Genomic DNA, 17,587 nt, shown 5'->3' with positions numbered 1-17,587 from the left:
TGAACAATTTAAAAAGGGCTACGTGGCACATAAAATTTCATAAAAGTGTATCGGATTACTTTTACGTGAGATGAATATTTCAACAACATATAACTTTTTTAGTTGTAACCGTTGTTTTGGGTTATATCAGGGTTAATGTCAATCTCGTTCAATGGGATTGGAAATACTAATTTACTCTCACTAATGCTATACCCTTTTGACCCCATTACCTCTACTGCCCTGTTGGTTCGGACCAAATCAAAGAATCGATGGAATTCAAAACAGAGTTCAATTCTCCTTTCATGTTCTATTGCCAAGCTAAGTGATGGAAAATCGTCAGATGGATAACCTACCGATCCAAAACTTGGCATTCCAACCCTGTCACGGACCATATTTAGATACTGGGCATCTTGGGTAATTTCGGCATACATAAGTAAAATATCCGCATATCTGATTATTTCAAAATTTTGTCCTTCATTTTCAAAATCCGGATCAAAAAATTTCATAGTAAAGGGATAGTCTACAAATTCGCTCGTTGACAGGTTTTCATACCCAGGATATATACTAGTTTCTTTACGTGGATCGTTCTCCTCAAACTCATTTTCCAAATCTTCGCTTGGCGTATTATGGCCATTACCCCGAAAAGTAATGACTTGATCCGGAAGATGGAAATCGAAAAAGAACGGTGTGTAATTTACTTGATGGTTGGCGTTACTGGCATTGACACCTGACAAATATTGAGCTTCAAGAATAGATGATTTACTGTTCTTAGTATCAGGTTTAAATAAAAATAAATAATCTTCTTCATTAATCGCACCATCATTGTTTGCATCCAATGAATAACGGTTGCTTTCCAAAATAATTTCGAGTTCTGTTTTTGCAGCAAGGTTATTGCCTTGTGTAAGATAAACCTTAGCCAAAACTGCAGATGCAGCATATTTTGTTATGCGCCCAATATCATTTCCTGTATAAAATTCCGGGAGATTTTCCTTTGCAAAACTAAGGTCTTGAATAAGATTTTGATATACTTCTTCAGGTTCAACCCTAAGATAATTATAGGATTCTTCGGGGGTTATCTTGGTATCAATATATGGAATAGCACCCCAGGCCCTAACCATATTAAAGTACAGCAAGGCTCTAACAAAAGTAGCTTGGGCCTTCAACTGGTCTATTTTAGATGATTCGATTTCGACCGATGTATTTTCAAGTTGATAAATGGCATTATTGCAAATTCCAATAGCTTCGTAACATGATTCCCAAGCTGCACGAATCAAGCCGTTATCTGATTGCAAAAAATAATCGGTGATTTGCTCTCCATAATTATTAATGCCCGTCCGTAATATTATTTTAGTATTGTCTGAGTATAATTCACCGAAAAGATCAGGTAATCCGTTAGCATTATAAATCAACCCTAACTGGTGATAAATTTCATCAACTGTTTGTTCTATTTCTTGTTCGTTTTGATAAAAAGTTCCTTCCGTTTGTTGGGTAGTTGGATACAAATCAAGCTTATCACTACATGCCGAACATACAAGCAATCCGATTGTCAAAAAAATTATATATCTATATTTCATTACGCTGATATTAGAATTTTACATTAAGTCCTAAGGAATAAATTTTAGCAGAAGGATAAGCATTACCTCCATTGCCTCGGTAAAGAGGTCCGTCGCCATTTTGACCGGCGAAATTTTCAGGATCGTAAACTGGAGCTTCAGAAATTGTTAAAAGATTAACACCATTTATAAAAAGTCTAGCATTTAATAACCCGAATTTAGAAATGATGTTTTCCGGCAACTTAAACCCAACAGTCACATCTTTTAGTCTTAAGTAAGTTCCATTGCTGAGCCAGTAACTTGATGCCGTCTTTTCTAAGCCATCAACATCTACAGAAACTTTATAATGATACCCATCCCCAGGTTCTGACACTGAACGCCACCTCCCATTAACACCATCTAAATAATTACGTCCCTCATGATAAAGCAAAGATCTATTTGCGTTATTATCATAAATTTCACCGCCAACCACACCTTGAAGCGAAAAACTTAAATCAAAATTTCCAGATACAAAACTGTTGGTTGCACCCCATATAAAATCTGGTTGTATATTGCCAATTATAGTCCGGTCGTTAGCATTTAAGACACCATCTCCATTTACATCCACATACCGACCATCACCTGGAGTTGTGGATGCCGGACTCGAAGAATCAGCGTCTATTTCTGCCTGATTCTTATAGACTCCGTCGTATTTATATCCATAAAACCCAAACGCCGCCTCCCCTATTTGATTTATTCTTGGCATATTAGAATTAAAAATCATTGGTGCACTATTTCTACCAAGCTTGGTTACTTTGCTCCTATTCATTGAATAGTTCAATTGCGTACTCCAAGTGAGTTTTTCATTCGAAATATTGATGGTTTGAATGTCTACCTCAAGACCCTTATTTTCAACCTCACCATTGTTCGTAAAGGCGCTGGTATACCCACTAGTTGAAGGTATTGGTATATCAAGTAATAAATTATCAGACTTGGAATGATAAAAATCCGCCCCAATACTCAACCTACTTTGGAACAACCCCAAATCAAGACCAAAATTTGATTGTTTCGTACCCTCCCATTCCAAATCAGGGTTTTCGATGTTCGAGGGATAATAAGTAGTAATAAGACTGTTTCCTATTGCAGTTCTTGCCTGAGTCAATTTGCTAATCCATCTATAGTCTGCAAAATTATCATTGCCCGTCACACCATAACTTGCCTTCAATTTCAAACTACTGATATTTTTAAACGCTTGCATAAAATTCTCATCGGAAACCCTCCATGCACCTGAAAAGGAATAGAAATTCCCCCATTTTGTGTTTGGCCCAAATCTAGAAGACCCATCTCTTCTATAGGATGCAGCTACAATATATTTGCTTAAATAATTATAATTAATTCTCCCTAGTACCGAAACCAAATTTGTCTGCGTGGCTGCGTCCGTGGCCTGAATTATTTCTTGACCTGCTGAGAGTGAATGTATATTATCATTGTCATAACCTTGTCTTCTTGCCAAATCCATATAATAATCTCGGTGGTTATATTCAAAACCAACAATCATATTTACACTATGATTATTAATTTTCTTGTCAAATGTCAACAGGTTGCCCCATGTATAGCTTAAAGTTCTATTATTATCTACTGTGAAACTTGCGGTAGTTTTAAACGAATCACCTAAATTATGATCTCCCGCATTATAATCGGTGTTACCTTCATTTTTATAAAATGCATTAAACGACGTTTTGAACCTCAGATAATCGTTGAATTTAAACTCCGTAAAAAAATTACCCATGGCAGTAAACCTACGGTGCTGGATATCGTCATTAATACGGTATAACGGATGCCCATTATTGGGTCTGAATAAAATTGCAGAATAGTTCTCAAATCCATCTACCGTTAAAGGTCCTCCTAAATATCCATCATTACCATAAATTGGATATATGGCTGGGTATTGAACCGCCCATTCCACAATTCTTCTATACGGTTCATTTTCATGATCATAAACCGTATTCAGCATAGCGCCCATCTTCAACCAATCTTTTATTCTGCTTTCCACATTCATATTTAATGAGTATTTTTTATAATCTGAAGTAATTACAATACCCTCTTGATTAATATATCCACCAGAAATACTATAATTTGATTTTTCATCCCCCCCAGAATAACTCAAATCAATTTTATGCATTGGGGCAGCCCTGAAAATTAAATTCTGAAAATCGGTATTGGCCAGATTTTCTGGCGATTCCAACTCAATAGGCCATGTATATTTATAATTTCCCCTAGCTTCTAAAGTATTGGGTGCATCTGGGTCCCCTCCGCTGTCTATCCACCCATTCTGAGCCGCGTCAATGGCAGTTTGTGCGTATTCCGAAGCGTCCATTACATCTATTTTTCGAATAACCTGTTGAATACTAGTGGTATAATTTAGCTGTAGTACAGGTTCACCTACTTTTCCTGATTTGGTAGTCACTAAAATGACTCCATTTGCACCTCTAGACCCATAGATTGATGCAGATGACGCATCTTTTAAAACCTCTATCGATTCAATATCAGAACTATTTATTGAGTTTAAATTATATTCGGGCAATTGCACTCCATCAATCACAATTAACGGTGAACTTCCGGCCGATATCGAATTAACTCCGCGAATTTGAATTGATGATGAAGTACCAGGCCTTCCGCTACCATTTAGCACTTGCACTCCTGCAACTTTACCTGACATTGCCTGGCCAAAATCTACCACCGCTCTACTCTTTAAAGTTTCATCCATTTTCAAAGATCCAACAGATCCAGTAATATCTCCCTTTTTCAAAGAACCATAACCAACCACTACAACTTCCTCTAAGCCTGCAGCACTCTCCTCCAATGAAACATTCACAGTAGTTTGTCCATTTACTGGAATTTCTTTAGACGCAAATCCAATATAGCTCACCACTATTATTGCATCTTGGGCAACTTCAAGAGAAAAATTACCATCAAAATCTGCCGTAACACCATTAGCCGTACCTTTTTCCACAATATTTGCTCCGGGTAATGGTTGTCCATCGGTATCGGTTACAGTACCAGTTATAACAAACTCTTGCTTAACTATTTTTTTATCATGGATCAGCTTGGCGCGCCTTCTTTCTTTAAGAAATATTTGTTTGTCCACAACCCGATGGGTAGTTCTTGTTTCCGCGAAAATCCTATTTAAAATCTGTGGTACCGTTTCTTTCTTGGCTTTTACACTAATTACTCTCTTCAGATCCACATCTTTGATCTGATACACAAAATGAAACTCGGTTTGACTTTCAATTTCATCTATAATTCTTTCCACCGATACATTATTCAGGTCTAATGAAATCTTGGTAACCTGGGAATACGATGTTTTTGCCTGCATGGTAAACAGGACCATAAACATGAACAACATACTGATTTTCATCTTCAAATTGAGTTTAAGCAATGGGAGACCCCTTCTTGTTTGATCAAGAAATTTTTTCATACTTTTATAATGTTTGATTGTGGTTATACAATTTGGTTAATCACTTCTGCGAATCGGGAAATGGTGACGCATTTTCCGATTTTTTCACACCAGTTGAGAATAGGTGAAAAAGCGAATTTTACTCTAGTCAATTCTTCATTAGCGGTTTGTTTTAAGTTATTTCATAGTTATTTTACAATTATAATCTTGTTCTCTATTACATAGTCCATATCATACTGACTCTTGAAGTAATCCAATATTTTCTCAATAGACATATCTCCGAAACTGGCATTAAAAGTTTCAGAGGACAATCGTGAATTTTGATTAACGATCTTGACATCGTAATGTCGTTCCAATTTCTTTAGAATATCCTCAAAACTCATGTTTCTAAATACCAATACACCTTGCACCCAAGATGTGTAGATACCTGTTACAACCGGCTCAGTTGAAATATCCCCGATTATATTATCATATTTACCCTTTGTTCCAGGAGTCAATAACGTTTCTTTTTCTGATTGAAGACCGTCTGTTTTTGCGTACATTCCTACAGATCCTTCAACTAAAACCACTTCTTTCACCTTGTCTTCAGGATAGGCCGAAACATTAAAACGGGTACCATAGACTTTTACGTTCAAATCGGATGCGTTAACAATAAATGCTCTATTCTTATCCTTTGCTATATCCAGAAAAGCTTCTCCTGATAAATAAATTTTCCGCTCCATTCCTTTTTGGAATTTTACTGGATATTTTAAAGATGATCCTGAATTTAAGTATGCTATGGAACCATCCTCCAATTTAAGTTCAAATCGTTTCCCATAGGGCACATTTAACGTGTTATAAACCGGCTCACTTGTTTCGGACTCATTATTAACTTCATATACCAATTGATTGCCTACTTGAGAGCCTACTACATTTCCGTTTTTATCTAAAACTTGAGTCGTTCCTTCTTCTGAAATCACTTGAATATTTCCGTCTTCACGTTCCAGAGTAATAAAGTTATCTTCTAAAGAAAAATTGGTTTCCTCCTCTTTCTCATAAACAAACTCTTTTACTAAATACCCTAGAGTCATAGACAAGACGATTAGGGCAGCATACTTAGCAAAACTATTGAGCTTGAATTTTTTAGGTTTCTTTTTATCCTTTCTCATTTTATCCAGTAACAAGCGCTTTGACTTTTCAGTATCGTAGGTTTTCATTTTACTGTCAATTCTGTAGTTTAACTTTACACATTCATTAAAAAGTTGAATATGGGACGGGTGATTGAGCTCACTTTCCAATTGGTCCAGTTCCGATTTAGAAATCGAATCTGTAACATATTTGATAATCAGTTTATGTAATTTCTTTGGCTTCATTCATTATGCAATTCACACTAACACGAATCAAAATTGAGAAACCCCTACGTTTTTCACATTTTTTTTTCATATTTGTCAAATATCTCAACCACACTACAACCAACCAAAAAACATGAAAAGGCAATTTAACAATCAAGATTTACTGATTGAAGGTTTAAAAAACGGTGATGAAATTGCATATGTTCATCTCATAGAACAGTATCACAATAGATTATGCAACTATGCTAATAGCTTGATTAAAGATGACCTAATAGCTGAGGATATTGTTCAAAATGTATTTGTCCAAATATGGGAAAAACGAAAGAAGCTCAAACACGAACTATCCTTGGAAAGCTACCTATACAAATCAGTCCATAATAAGTTTATTGACGAATATAGAAAGGGAAAGGCCGTTATGGCTTTAGAAAAGAAATATATGACCGCCCTGGAACTTGCCATTGATGAAAAAGACGAGGTGCAAGAGCAGAAGATACTTACTATCCTTTTTGACGCTATTCACCAATTGCCTCCAAAATGCAAACAAATTTTTCTTATGAGCAAAAAAGAAGGTCTTACCAATATTGAGATATCTGAATGTCTAAACCTCTCTAAAAAAACTGTTGAGAACCAAATAACGAAAGCTTTCCGCATTTTAAGAAATAAGATGGGAGAAAAGTATGAAACTATATTGATGGTAATATTTCAGAATACCAGCAATCCAGTAAGCTAATTATTTCTAAACTTATCCTTCTCCGAACTAATCCTCTATAGAATAAAATTGTACAGCATTTCACGGAAGTTCAGTAAACATCTTTATGCTTTTCTCCGAGAAATAGCATTGTCATCGAGACTATAAAATCATCCTATAGGCATCATTAAAATACTCTTCAAGGACCTGTTTTATAGCTTTTAAAATTAAAAAGTAAGTAGTGAATAAAGCATTCAAATTTAAAAAGTAAAATATATTTGACAGCGTAGATTTTTGATGTTATCTTTAGATAAATATTTAGTTAAACCAGAGTACACAGCGCGGTACACTGATATAAGACAAAACAGCGGGAAACCCTATGAATACGGCGTTTTTGACCGATTTCATAACCCGGAGGTCGGGGGATCGTGCCCCCCTCTCGCTACAAGGCTTAAAATGCTGTAAACTAACGGATTGCGTACTACAATCCGTTTTTTTATGCCTTGTATTTCCCTTTTATTACGTTCCGTAAACGAAAACGTAAACACTTTTAAAATGAAATTGAACTACACCGAACCTAAAATCTTTACAGGTGGTGTCGATATCACCCAATGGTCCGCCCTTGACAAAAAGCAACGCAACGATGCCCTTGCAAAAGCCTGGTTTGTATATTTCTCTTTCAGGGACCCTGATACCGGCAAACTAAAAAAGCAACCTTTTATCAAAGCCGGAGCCAACCGCTTCAAAGGAAAAACTAAACGTTTACAGTTCTTAAAAGTGCTACAACGAAACCTCCTTCTGTTATTGGAAGCCGGATTCGACCCTTATAGAGACAATACAGAGTTAGAAGACGAATTTAGAAGGAGAGCAATAAAAGAAGAACGCCCCATAAACAACTTTCCAGCGAAGAAAGAAGTGGAAAATGAATCTACAGCAGCAGGAAATAGAGAGCGTATTGACCTTGCCAATGAAAACGCTAAACCAAATCCAGTACCTATTTCAGAAATAGAAAACAATGTGGTGGACGAGAACAAAGTTTCAGTGGCCGAAGCATTCGAACTGGGCCTAAACATTAAAGAGAGCACATTGAACGATAATTCGTTCAAGAAGCAGAAAAGTCGAATAACCAAGTTTGAAAGATGGCTTGCCGAAAATGAGGTGGATGTTTCCGATATTAATAACATTGACAAAAAGACCGTAGTGCGCCACCTGAACGATGTTTTGCGCACCTCCAGTCCTAGAAACAGGAACAATACCAGAACCGCTCTCAGTGCGCTCTTTGGCACCTTGGAGAACAATGAACTAATCGATGACAACTTTATACGTAAGATAAACATACTGAAATCCGTTCCGAAGCGAAACAAGACCTACACACCCAAACAGTTGGCGGAAATTGACTCACATCTTATGAACAATGACCTTTTGATGCGGATGTTCGTCCAAATGGTCAGCTATAATATGTTGAGGCCTATAGAAATATGTCGCCTTAAAGTAGGTGATATTGACATCAATGACAAGAAAATATATGTCAAAGCCAAGAACAAACCTGTTAAGATAAAGATCATACCCGATATAATGCTTGGGCAATTGCCGGACCTTTCCAAGATGGACGCCAAACATTCCCTGTTCACTCCACAAGGCTTTGGCGGAGAATGGAACCTTGCCGATAACGACAAACGGAACTACTTTTCCAAACGCTTTAAAAAAGTAAAAGACCATTTTAATTTGGGCAATGAATATGGGCTGTACAGTTTCAGACATACGTATATAACCATGCTCTACCGTGAGATGATAAAAACGGGGACGCCTGAAGAGGTTAAAAGCAAACTGATGCTCATTACGGGCCATGCCACCCTTGATGCACTTGAAAAATACCTTAGGGACATAGATGCCGAACTACCCCAGGATTACTCAAACCTATTGAACCGATCCATCAACAAAACCGACAAATGAGTTACTTTGGACTTTTAAAGAATTTGGACCTGAACTCGTTGACAATGGACGAGCTCACTCGTATACAGCTCTCAAGGGGAATACTCCAAGAAGTAACAAGAATACCACTGTCCGTTAATGGAAGACCTAATGCCATTTCCCCCAAGAACAGTGAAACCGTTTATGTTCCCGACCCTAACATGACCGAGGAGTTTTATGGGTTTATAGTGGATGTGTATCAAGATATAATTGAAAATAGCCTCATTGGGTTTTATTATGTGTATGAAGAGGATATGATGGGGCTGGATGAACCGGATACTCGAAAAGTTGCTTTGGAGCATTACAAAAGAATTGCCCAACTTGCCATTAAAAATGAATTTGATATACTGAAGCCTGTAAATTTGCCCAATGGACACCTAAGCATACGTAGAGCTAAGAAAGTAGAGCTCTTTGAGCTGCGGAAGGAGGCACTACAGGAGCGTCTTGCCACAGAATGTCCAGTGCCCCTGGCCCACTTCCTGATCGGAAACGTTGCATATTTTGAAGATTCCCTAATAGATAAGTTTCCTGTACTGAACGAAACATTAAAATTTGAGGCATCACTTGGGATCCTATTGACCTTGAACGAGCAATTTCAATTTGAAACGGTGGACGACCCACCCAAGAAAATTGAGAATAAACTGCACACTGTTCAACAACTAAAGGAGAAAAGTACAGAACGTAAGAAAAAAGACGCTATCATTTCCGATGACGAAGCCATAGACTTCCTGTTAAATTCGGTTTTCTCCAAGTCGTCTAAATAGCACCATAGGCATAGGCCAAAATATGGTTGTCTTATACTGTCCTAAATTATATTGGCCTAATATCCTACTAAGCTTTTTAACCACATAAAATATAACCATACTTTTTTTAGATACCACCATATAAGCTATAAAAAGTAACCTTATTTTGTCCAAATACACATTCAGGAGCACCATAGCTATGGTTGCCCCCTTATGGTTAATTACTTAGTTACTTTAACCATATATTTTAAAAAGAATATTAATAGTAACCCTATTTTTGTAATGCGCTACGGGCAAAGGAGGGTCAACCATACCTTAGCGAACGACATACTGAAACAACAACCCAAGTTTACTGCCAATGCCAATTATATTGATAAACAATCAATTAACTTCTATTCCTCCCGTTACATTCCCTTGTTCATATAATCTTGCCAGGTAACCAGAATGTATTTTTCTTTTCCATATTCGATTTTTTTCAAGAAACCGTATTCATAAATAAAAAAATATACGTCTCCCTTTTTGTTCTTCCAATAGTGGGTGAAAAAGTTGGAATCGAATCCCTGCTCCGAAAGAACCTTACATCTTATCGTTACCTTGCCCCCTTTGTTATATTGTTTAAGAATCTTCCGGTTCAGTTTTAGCTGATTGTCTACTTTATTGTAAAAGCGTTCCGGTCTTTCCTTTTCTTTTTGATATTGGAAAGCACTCTTGCAATGTAGATTGCAATATTTTTTATCCGTTCTACCCGTAAGTGGCTTTTTACAGTACAAACACTCATGTTGTAGTCTCATTTCCATAAACTTAAGTGAATCTTTATGCGAACATTATTCGATTAAGATACGATTAAATCATTTTTATTAATGAACTTGGAAAAAAAATAACATGTTTAAAGGTAGAAGCATTACGTTAAAACATTTATTGATAAATAACGTAAAACATATTGGACTCCAGTTCAAATCTGATAAAGTAATCCAAGCGCTTGTGGAGAAATTACCACACATATGTTGGAGCCAGGAATATGGCATGTATCATGTCCTCAACAATAAAACCAACCTTAGTACACTTTGGAGTACATTTCGTGGAGAGGTCTGGATAAACGGAAATTATTTTTTCGAGAATAGCCATGGACTAAACCCAGACAAACCCCATAACATAAACTGGTACAGGAACAGGGAGCTGAAAGAAGGTTTTAAAAGATGTCCGGAAGAGTACCTGGACAAGTTGGAATTAAGCAGATATGCGGAAAATACGGTAAAGACCTACGTACACCATTTTGAAACCTTTATAAATCATTTTCACGGCATACCACCCAATGCCATTACTGAGATAGAGGTAAGGAAGTATTTGCAAAAGCTAACAAGGGATGTCCGTTCACACTCTTATTTAAACCAAGCAGTCAACAGCATCAAATTCTATTTTGAGGTGGTCATGGGTATGCCCAACCGCTTCTATAACATTGAACGGCCCATTAAACAAAAACAACTGCCCAAAGTACTTTCAAAAGAAGAAGTTCTAAGCCTTATTGAGTATACCCGCAACTTAAAACATCGCTGTATCATTTCCCTATTATATTCGGCAGGCCTTAGAAGAAGTGAGCTTCTGAACTTAAAAATAGACGATATAGATGGAAAGCGAATGCTTATCTGCGTTAAGGCGACCAAGGGCAATAAAGATAGAATGACCGTCCTAAGCCCCACACTCTTAAAAGAACTACGTGCTTATTACAAAGAGTATAGACCACAGCACTATCTATTTGAAGGCCCCGGTCAAAAAGCCTATACCGCTTCAAGTGTATTAAAAATTACCTATATGGCTGCCATGAGACCGGGCATCATGTTACGTCATAGCTTTGCTACCCACCTTCTTGAAAACGGCACTGATATAAGGCACATTCAACTGCTGCTAGGCAACAGTAGTACCAAAACCACGGAAGTTTACACCCATGTGGCAGAAACCTCGTTTAAAAGCATAAAAAATCTCTTATCTTAGTTCCGCATAATATATATATAGATCATATGATCTATATTCCTACGTTGACCGTAACATACATATTAAAAAATGCCAACTAAGAGTTTCCCTCCTTTTTTGTTGTTTACCCAATAGTTTGACGAAATAGATTCATAAGCAGTTCGTTTATCAGCACAACAAAAAACTACGCTTTATAAAGCTAAAATATGTCCTTTAAAAGTGTTTTGGGTTTTATAAAGAGCAACTAAGAGTAAAATCCTTTTGCCGCCAGCACGTAATCTCTACGGAATCGTTTCCCAGTCTGACTTGTGGTTTGTCATATTCAACGAAGTTATATTGGAGTTTTAAGCATATTTCTGTGTTTACAAAAGTCTGGCTCAGTATGGCAAATGCGGCAAAATCTACGCGGATTGTTCCTTTCTTTTTCCTTGAGAATAAGGTTTGCGCTGTAAGCTACGGTCAACAAAACCTAAGAATTAATGCGGGGCTTTGGTGTTTAATCAAATGGTTTGCGTAATTTTATAAGGTCGTCAAATCTGTTTGATTTGACATTTTAATATTGAAAAAATAAACGCAAACAAAAAGCTTTGTCTTAGCGCGAAGACGGAAACTTTACAGTTTCCTTAGTTCCGCACTAATCTTAGCTCAGGCGTTGCCAGTAATGCGAGGCAAATCAATAAAAGTTTCCATATAATTCAACTTTTTTGTTATCTTTACTTAAGTAAATCGACAAAATAAACTGAATGAAACCAAAATTTGAGGTAGTTTTTCTTGAGCAGGCTATAGACTTTATGAGTAAAATAGATGCAAAAGCCAAAAAGAAAATCTATTACAATTTGGATAAAGCGAAACTCGAAAATGACCCAAAACTGTTTAAAAAACTGACAGATGATATTTGGGAATTCAGAACGCTTTATCAAGGAATTCAATACAGACTTTTTGCTTTTTGGGATAAAACGGACAAAACCGAAACTTTTGTTTTGTCAACTCACGGAATGGTTAAAAAAGTGAGTAAAGTTCCAAAATCACAAATAGAGAAAGCATTGAAAATTAGAGCTGAATATTTTGACCTATAACATTGAAATTATGGCAACGAAAAACAAAAAAATGAAAATGATGACACTTGACCAAATGAAGGACAAGGACATCGGAAAAGTTGGAACACCAGAACGAGACAAATACGAATTTGACTTGCGAATGGAAGTGCTCGGCGATATGATTAAGTCTGTCCGAAAAGAAAGGAATTTGACACAAGAACAACTTGGAGAATTAATTGGAGTTCAAAAATCGCAAATATCAAAATTGGAACGAAATACAAAGAATGTGACTATCGAAACCATTTTAAAAGTATTTCGAGCATTAAAGGCTAACGTTCGATTTAGTGTGGAAATGAACGAATTTGAATTCAAAGTAGCGTAAAGCACTAATGACAATCGAGTGGATGGCTCCGCCATCAAATGACGGAGTGCCCCCCTCACACCACCGTACGTACGGGTCTCGTATACGGCGGTTCGTAAATCATCAAACCAAGGCTCTTTTCACCCTTGGCACTATCTTCTAATTTAGGCATAGGCTACAACATGTGCTCCTATGCGAATTTTGAAGAGAATTACGTTCGGTCCTTCCTTGTTTGTGAGACCTCTAGGGTACTAGCTCGTTTCCCGTAAGTACTATGACCTCTGCTGACTTCTCCATGTAGCTACACGTAACTTTGGAGACCTCCCCAGGTAAGAACATCTTCTTTCTCTCGATCCCTGCCGTATCTACATACTTACCCTTTTGTAATCTTGGGGCGTTACAATGATGTGCGTGCTTACCCAAGTAAATATGCCTCTGTATACGGTTCCTGTTCGTCAGTACCGAGTTTTGTAGTCTCGCTTTCTTCAGATGTAACCTCACGGTTACCACCCTTGCGACTTACTAATGCTTCCAGACGTTACTCCAGCGCATAAGGGACTTGCAGCCTCTAGATTAATTAACTACTTTTCTGTAGTTAAAAGATGCCCATACTGGGCACACACACTGTATATGAAATCATAGCTCCCATTCGGTCGCTACGCTTCATATACTAACCGTTAGCGGTAATAAGACAAATCAACTAAAATCCTGAATTTAAATACATTTATCCTTGATTTGAAAACTTTATAAATCTGTATGCCCCGTAAATTTGTGAAAAAACAAATATTATGAGTAAACAGAAAGTTTGGTTCATTACAGGAGCGTCTAAAGGGATGGGACTTGAAATCACAAAAGCGGTTTTAAGTAATGGCGGTAAAGTCATTGCAACTTCTCGAAATACGGACACGCTTTTGGAAAAAATTGAAGAACAAGAAGGAAATTTGCTTCCAATAAAGCTGGACATCACTAATGAAAAAGATGTTGAAAATGCGATTTCAAAAGGCATAGATGAATTTGGACAAATAGATGTTGTGGTCAATAATGCAGGGTATAACCTGTTGGGTAATATTGAAGAAATAAGTGATGCCGAATTTAGAAAAACAATGGATGTAAATGTTTTTGCAATGACCAATATTATTAGAAATGTCCTCCCACATTTACGTAAGCAAAAATCGGGGCATATCATCAATACTGCGTCTATGATGGGTTATATGAGTTATCCCGCTAACGGAAGCTATAGTGCATCTAAATATGCGGTTATTGGACTGTCAGAGGCACTTGCTCAAGAAGTCGCTCCTTTTGGCATAAAAGTAACTATCCTTGCTCCAGGAACATTTCGTACAAATTTTATGAATGAGGATACACTCAATGTTGCGGAAAATAAAATTGACACCTATAATTTAAATAAGCAGGTTGAACAGTTTATTGGGTTCGATGGCAAACAATTAGGGAATCCTAAAAAATTAGCAGAGGTAGTACTTAAACTTATAGAAATGCCGAATCCTCCCTTGCATCTTCCTTTAGGTTCTGATAGTTACAATGCCATTTTGGAAGTTCGTAAAAACGAAAAGGAAGAAATGGAAAAATGGAAAGCCTTATCTTTATCAACTGATTTTGAATAAAAATAGTGTGAAAAAAGCTGCTCCATATAAAATTGAGTCAATATCTGAACTTCATAGATTATTCAATTTACCAAAACCAATTCATCCTTTGATAAGCGTGATTGATTTTGAGCATTTGAAATTCTATTCCAATGAAATTTGGAGCAGCTTTTATTATGATTTCTATTGTGTAGCTATTAAAAAAGAGGCTTCAGGCAAGTTTAGGTACGGACAAGGTCATTATGATTTTGATGAAGGCCTGATGAGTTTTACCAAGCCAGGTCAAATCTTTTCTGTCACGAATCCTGTGGATGACCCCGTGTCAGGATATATGATGGTTTTTAAACCTGATCTTATACGACATTATCAATTAGGTAAGATTATAGGTAATTATGGATTCTTCTACTATTCTACCGCAGAAGCGCTTCACCTTTCTGAAAAAGAGGACAATATCATTATGTCACTGATGCATCAAATGCAGGATGAACTAAAAAATAACATTGACCATTATAGTCAGGATTTAATAGTATCGCACATTGACTTGCTTCTCAATTACGCAAAGCGTTTTCACAATAGGCAGTTTTTGACACGAAGTTCTGTGAATAAGGACATTGTAGTAAAAATGGAAAAATTAATGGATGCGTACCTAAAAAGTGATGCTACACTATCGGGTGTTCCAACGGTCAACTATTTTGCAGAGAAACTCAATATCTCTCCCAATTATTTGAGTGATTTATTAAAAAATGCTACCGGTAGAAATGCACAAACCCATATTCAAGAATCCATAGTTGAAAGAGCGAAAGAACTGCTTTCCACAACTAATTTAAGTATAAAGGAAATCGCTTATGATTTGGGGTTTGAATACCCTCAATCATTCAGTACTATGTTTAAAAAAAACACACAACAAACACCATTGCAATTCAGGGCATCATTTAATTGAAAAAATTACTACCGCTAACAAAGTATATAAAAAATAGCGGTTGAATTGCTTAATCCAAAGTGATTTTCATAAATTTATAATCAGTATCAAACCGAAAAGTCCGTGCGTAAAAACCGCTACTTTTCATATACGCAACCGTCAGACTGTCTCAATACTTAAAGATAGCTTTACCTCGCAAGGTTCGATATTCCTTATCTTTAAGTATGGAGTATCAACAGAAACAATCCCGTACCCAGCTTACCCTCTACACCACTTGTTTGGATGATATGATCGCCGAGGAAAATTCGGCACGCACCATTGACCGTTTTGTGGACGGTCTGGACCTACAGGCCTTAGGGTTTGGGCCCATGGCATCGCAAGGGCGTCCGCCCTATGACCCCGCCGATCTCTTGAAGCTTTACATCTATGGGTATTTGAACCGGATACGTTCGTCCAGAAATTTAGAGTTGGAGTGTGCCCGCAACATCGAACTGATGTGGCTGCTCGGCAACCTAAAACCAGACCATAATACTATTGCCCGTTTTAGAAAGGACAATCCCAAGGCGATAAAACGGGTGTTCCGAGCCACGGTGTCCATAGCCAGGAACCACGAGCTGATCGGCGCAATCCTCATTGCCGGAGATTCCACCAAACTCAGGGCGCAGAACAGCAAAAAGAACAACTTTAACCTAAAGAAGGTCGCACGCCACCTGGAATACATCGATAAAAAGCTCGAAGAACACCAACAGGAGCTGGCCGAGGCGGACGGCGACCGAAAGGAGGATATCCGTAAACTGGCAGAAAACAGGGAACGACAAAGGGAAAGATATCTCCGTATCCAAGAGGAACTACGGGCGGACACCTCCACGGAAAACCCACAGATATCCACAAGCGATCCCGATAGCCGCCACCAAATCGTCAGGGGCACCATAACGGAAGTCTGTTATACCGCACAGACAACGGTGGATGCCGACCATAAGCTCCTGATCGATTACAAGATCACCAACCAAAACGACAAAAAGGCCATGGGCGGTATGCTCAGAAGGGCAAAGGCCATTTTGAGCACCAACGCTTTTACCGCATTATATGACAAAGGCTACCATACCGGAAGCGAGTTCAAGGTGGCCGACGACCTTGGGGTCGACACCCTGGTGGCCGTGCCCGGTATCGGCCGTGCCAGCCAGGCACCGGACCCGGCATATAATGCCGAACATTTCAACTACGACCCACAACGGGACAGCTATCGCTGCCCACAGCGCCATGAGCTTACCAGTAACGGAAACTGGTACAGGGCACGCAACTATCGGTTCAAACAATACAAAACGAAAGCGTGCAAAAATTGCCCGGTGCGCAACCGATGCACATCGGCAAAGCAAAATGGAAAGATATTGCAGCGCAGCGAATTCACAACGTTTATCGAACGTAACGCCCGTAGGGTAGAGGAGCAACCAGATGTTTACAAAAAACGGCAGGCCCTTGTCGAACATCCTTTCGGTACCATAAAAAGGCAATGGGGCTTTGACCACATCATCACCAAAAAGGGAATCCCTGCGGCCGGTGCAGACTTTGGGCTTATTGCATTGGCGTATAATTTAAAAAGACTTATCAAATTAGGTTGGAAGCCCGAAATCAGGGAAAATCACCGAACGAACATCTTAAAAAAGCCTCTTCTAACCGTTAAAAGGCTGAAAGATGGGGTCCTGTCCCATATATCCGAATTTATGAAAATCCCCCCATCTTTCAGGCCCATATCTCGTATATCCCAAATTGTGTAAATTTATTCAAAATAAAAGGTGGTTTTGAGACAGACTGCCGTTAGCTACCATTATGACCCGTCCTAAAATATGTTTACAAGAAACAAACTCAATTATAAAGATTCTTTTTTGTAATTTTTTTATATTTGCTTCAGGAGAATTTTAGACACATTATTTGTGTTGAACTTATTTTTATCATTAGAGAAGATTTTGGAAAATAAGTTTCATTCTTGCACAACTAAATAG

13 protein-coding genes are annotated in these 17,587 nt (G+C 37.8%); 9 read left to right on the top strand and 4 right to left on the bottom strand.

Annotated elements, in window-relative coordinates:
• Positions 1 to 98: 98 nt before the first annotated feature.
• The 3 genes from P0077_RS17220 to P0077_RS17210 form a co-directional block, all read right to left on the bottom strand.
• Positions 99 to 1,553 carry a RagB/SusD family nutrient uptake outer membrane protein gene (locus tag P0077_RS17220; protein ID WP_276166446.1) on the bottom strand — a complete coding sequence of 485 codons (1,455 nt, stop codon included), beginning with the start codon at positions 1,551 to 1,553 and terminating at the stop codon, positions 99 to 101.
• Positions 1,554 to 1,563: 10 nt separating this feature from the next.
• Positions 1,564 to 4,989 carry a TonB-dependent receptor gene (locus P0077_RS17215; RefSeq protein ID WP_276166445.1) on the bottom strand — a complete coding sequence of 1,142 codons (3,426 nt, stop codon included), beginning with the start codon at positions 4,987 to 4,989 and terminating at the stop codon, positions 1,564 to 1,566.
• A 167-nt stretch (positions 4,990 to 5,156) separates the two neighbouring features.
• Entirely contained in the window at positions 5,157 to 6,320 is a 1,164-nt protein-coding gene (locus P0077_RS17210) for a FecR family protein (RefSeq protein ID WP_276166444.1), read from the bottom strand.
• Positions 6,321 to 6,432: 112 nt separating this feature from the next.
• Here P0077_RS17210 and P0077_RS17205 point away from each other — a divergent pair, with 112 nt between their 5' ends.
• The 3 genes from P0077_RS17205 to P0077_RS17195 all read left to right on the top strand — a co-directional run bounded on the left by P0077_RS17205 (position 6,433) and on the right by P0077_RS17195 (position 9,722).
• Positions 6,433 to 7,029: an RNA polymerase sigma factor gene (locus P0077_RS17205; RefSeq protein WP_276166443.1), complete on the top strand. Its 597-nt coding sequence runs from the start codon at positions 6,433 to 6,435 to the stop codon at positions 7,027 to 7,029.
• Between the two features lie 513 nt (positions 7,030 to 7,542).
• On the top strand, positions 7,543 to 8,940 hold the full coding sequence (locus P0077_RS17200; protein ID WP_276166442.1) for a tyrosine-type recombinase/integrase: 1,398 nt from the start codon (positions 7,543 to 7,545) through the stop codon (positions 8,938 to 8,940).
• A complete protein-coding gene (locus tag P0077_RS17195) occupies positions 8,937 to 9,722 on the top strand; it encodes a hypothetical protein (RefSeq protein WP_276166441.1) in 786 nt (261 codons plus the stop codon). The genes P0077_RS17200 and P0077_RS17195 overlap by 4 nt, the downstream gene beginning before the upstream one ends.
• Before the next feature lie 383 nt (positions 9,723 to 10,105).
• Here the strand turns inward: P0077_RS17195 and P0077_RS17190 are convergent, their stop codons facing one another.
• A complete protein-coding gene (locus P0077_RS17190) occupies positions 10,106 to 10,492 on the bottom strand; it encodes a hypothetical protein (protein WP_276166440.1) in 387 nt (128 codons plus the stop codon).
• A gap of 91 nt (positions 10,493 to 10,583) precedes the next feature.
• Here P0077_RS17190 and P0077_RS17185 point away from each other — a divergent pair, with 91 nt between their 5' ends.
• From P0077_RS17185 to P0077_RS17160, 6 genes are all read left to right on the top strand, one after another.
• Positions 10,584 to 11,690, top strand: coding sequence for a tyrosine-type recombinase/integrase (locus P0077_RS17185; protein WP_276166439.1), 1,107 nt, complete (start codon positions 10,584 to 10,586; stop codon positions 11,688 to 11,690).
• Positions 11,691 to 12,412: 722 nt separating this feature from the next.
• Positions 12,413 to 12,745 (top strand): type II toxin-antitoxin system RelE/ParE family toxin, encoded by a 333-nt coding sequence (locus P0077_RS17180; RefSeq protein WP_276166438.1) that lies wholly within the window; start codon positions 12,413 to 12,415, stop codon positions 12,743 to 12,745.
• 31 nt (positions 12,746 to 12,776) lie between these two features.
• The gene (locus P0077_RS17175) at positions 12,777 to 13,088 is read left to right on the top strand and encodes a helix-turn-helix domain-containing protein (protein WP_432422811.1); all 312 of its coding nucleotides are present in this window, start codon (positions 12,777 to 12,779) and stop codon (positions 13,086 to 13,088) included.
• A gap of 767 nt (positions 13,089 to 13,855) precedes the next feature.
• Entirely contained in the window at positions 13,856 to 14,689 is an 834-nt protein-coding gene (locus tag P0077_RS17170; protein ID WP_276166436.1) for an SDR family NAD(P)-dependent oxidoreductase, read from the top strand.
• Between the two features lie 97 nt (positions 14,690 to 14,786).
• Positions 14,787 to 15,608, top strand: coding sequence for a helix-turn-helix domain-containing protein (locus P0077_RS17165; RefSeq protein ID WP_349293005.1), 822 nt, complete (start codon positions 14,787 to 14,789; stop codon positions 15,606 to 15,608).
• A gap of 203 nt (positions 15,609 to 15,811) precedes the next feature.
• Complete coding sequence (locus tag P0077_RS17160; protein ID WP_276166434.1) at positions 15,812 to 17,362, top strand: IS1182 family transposase; 1,551 nt, start codon at positions 15,812 to 15,814, stop codon at positions 17,360 to 17,362.
• Positions 17,363 to 17,587: the final 225 nt, after the last annotated feature.

The organism is Zobellia alginiliquefaciens, assembly GCF_029323795.1.
Classification (GTDB): Bacteria; Bacteroidota; Bacteroidia; order Flavobacteriales; family Flavobacteriaceae; genus Zobellia; species Zobellia alginiliquefaciens.
Note: the sequence above shows the minus strand (reverse complement) of the source record. Positions and strands in the feature narration are given on the sequence as shown.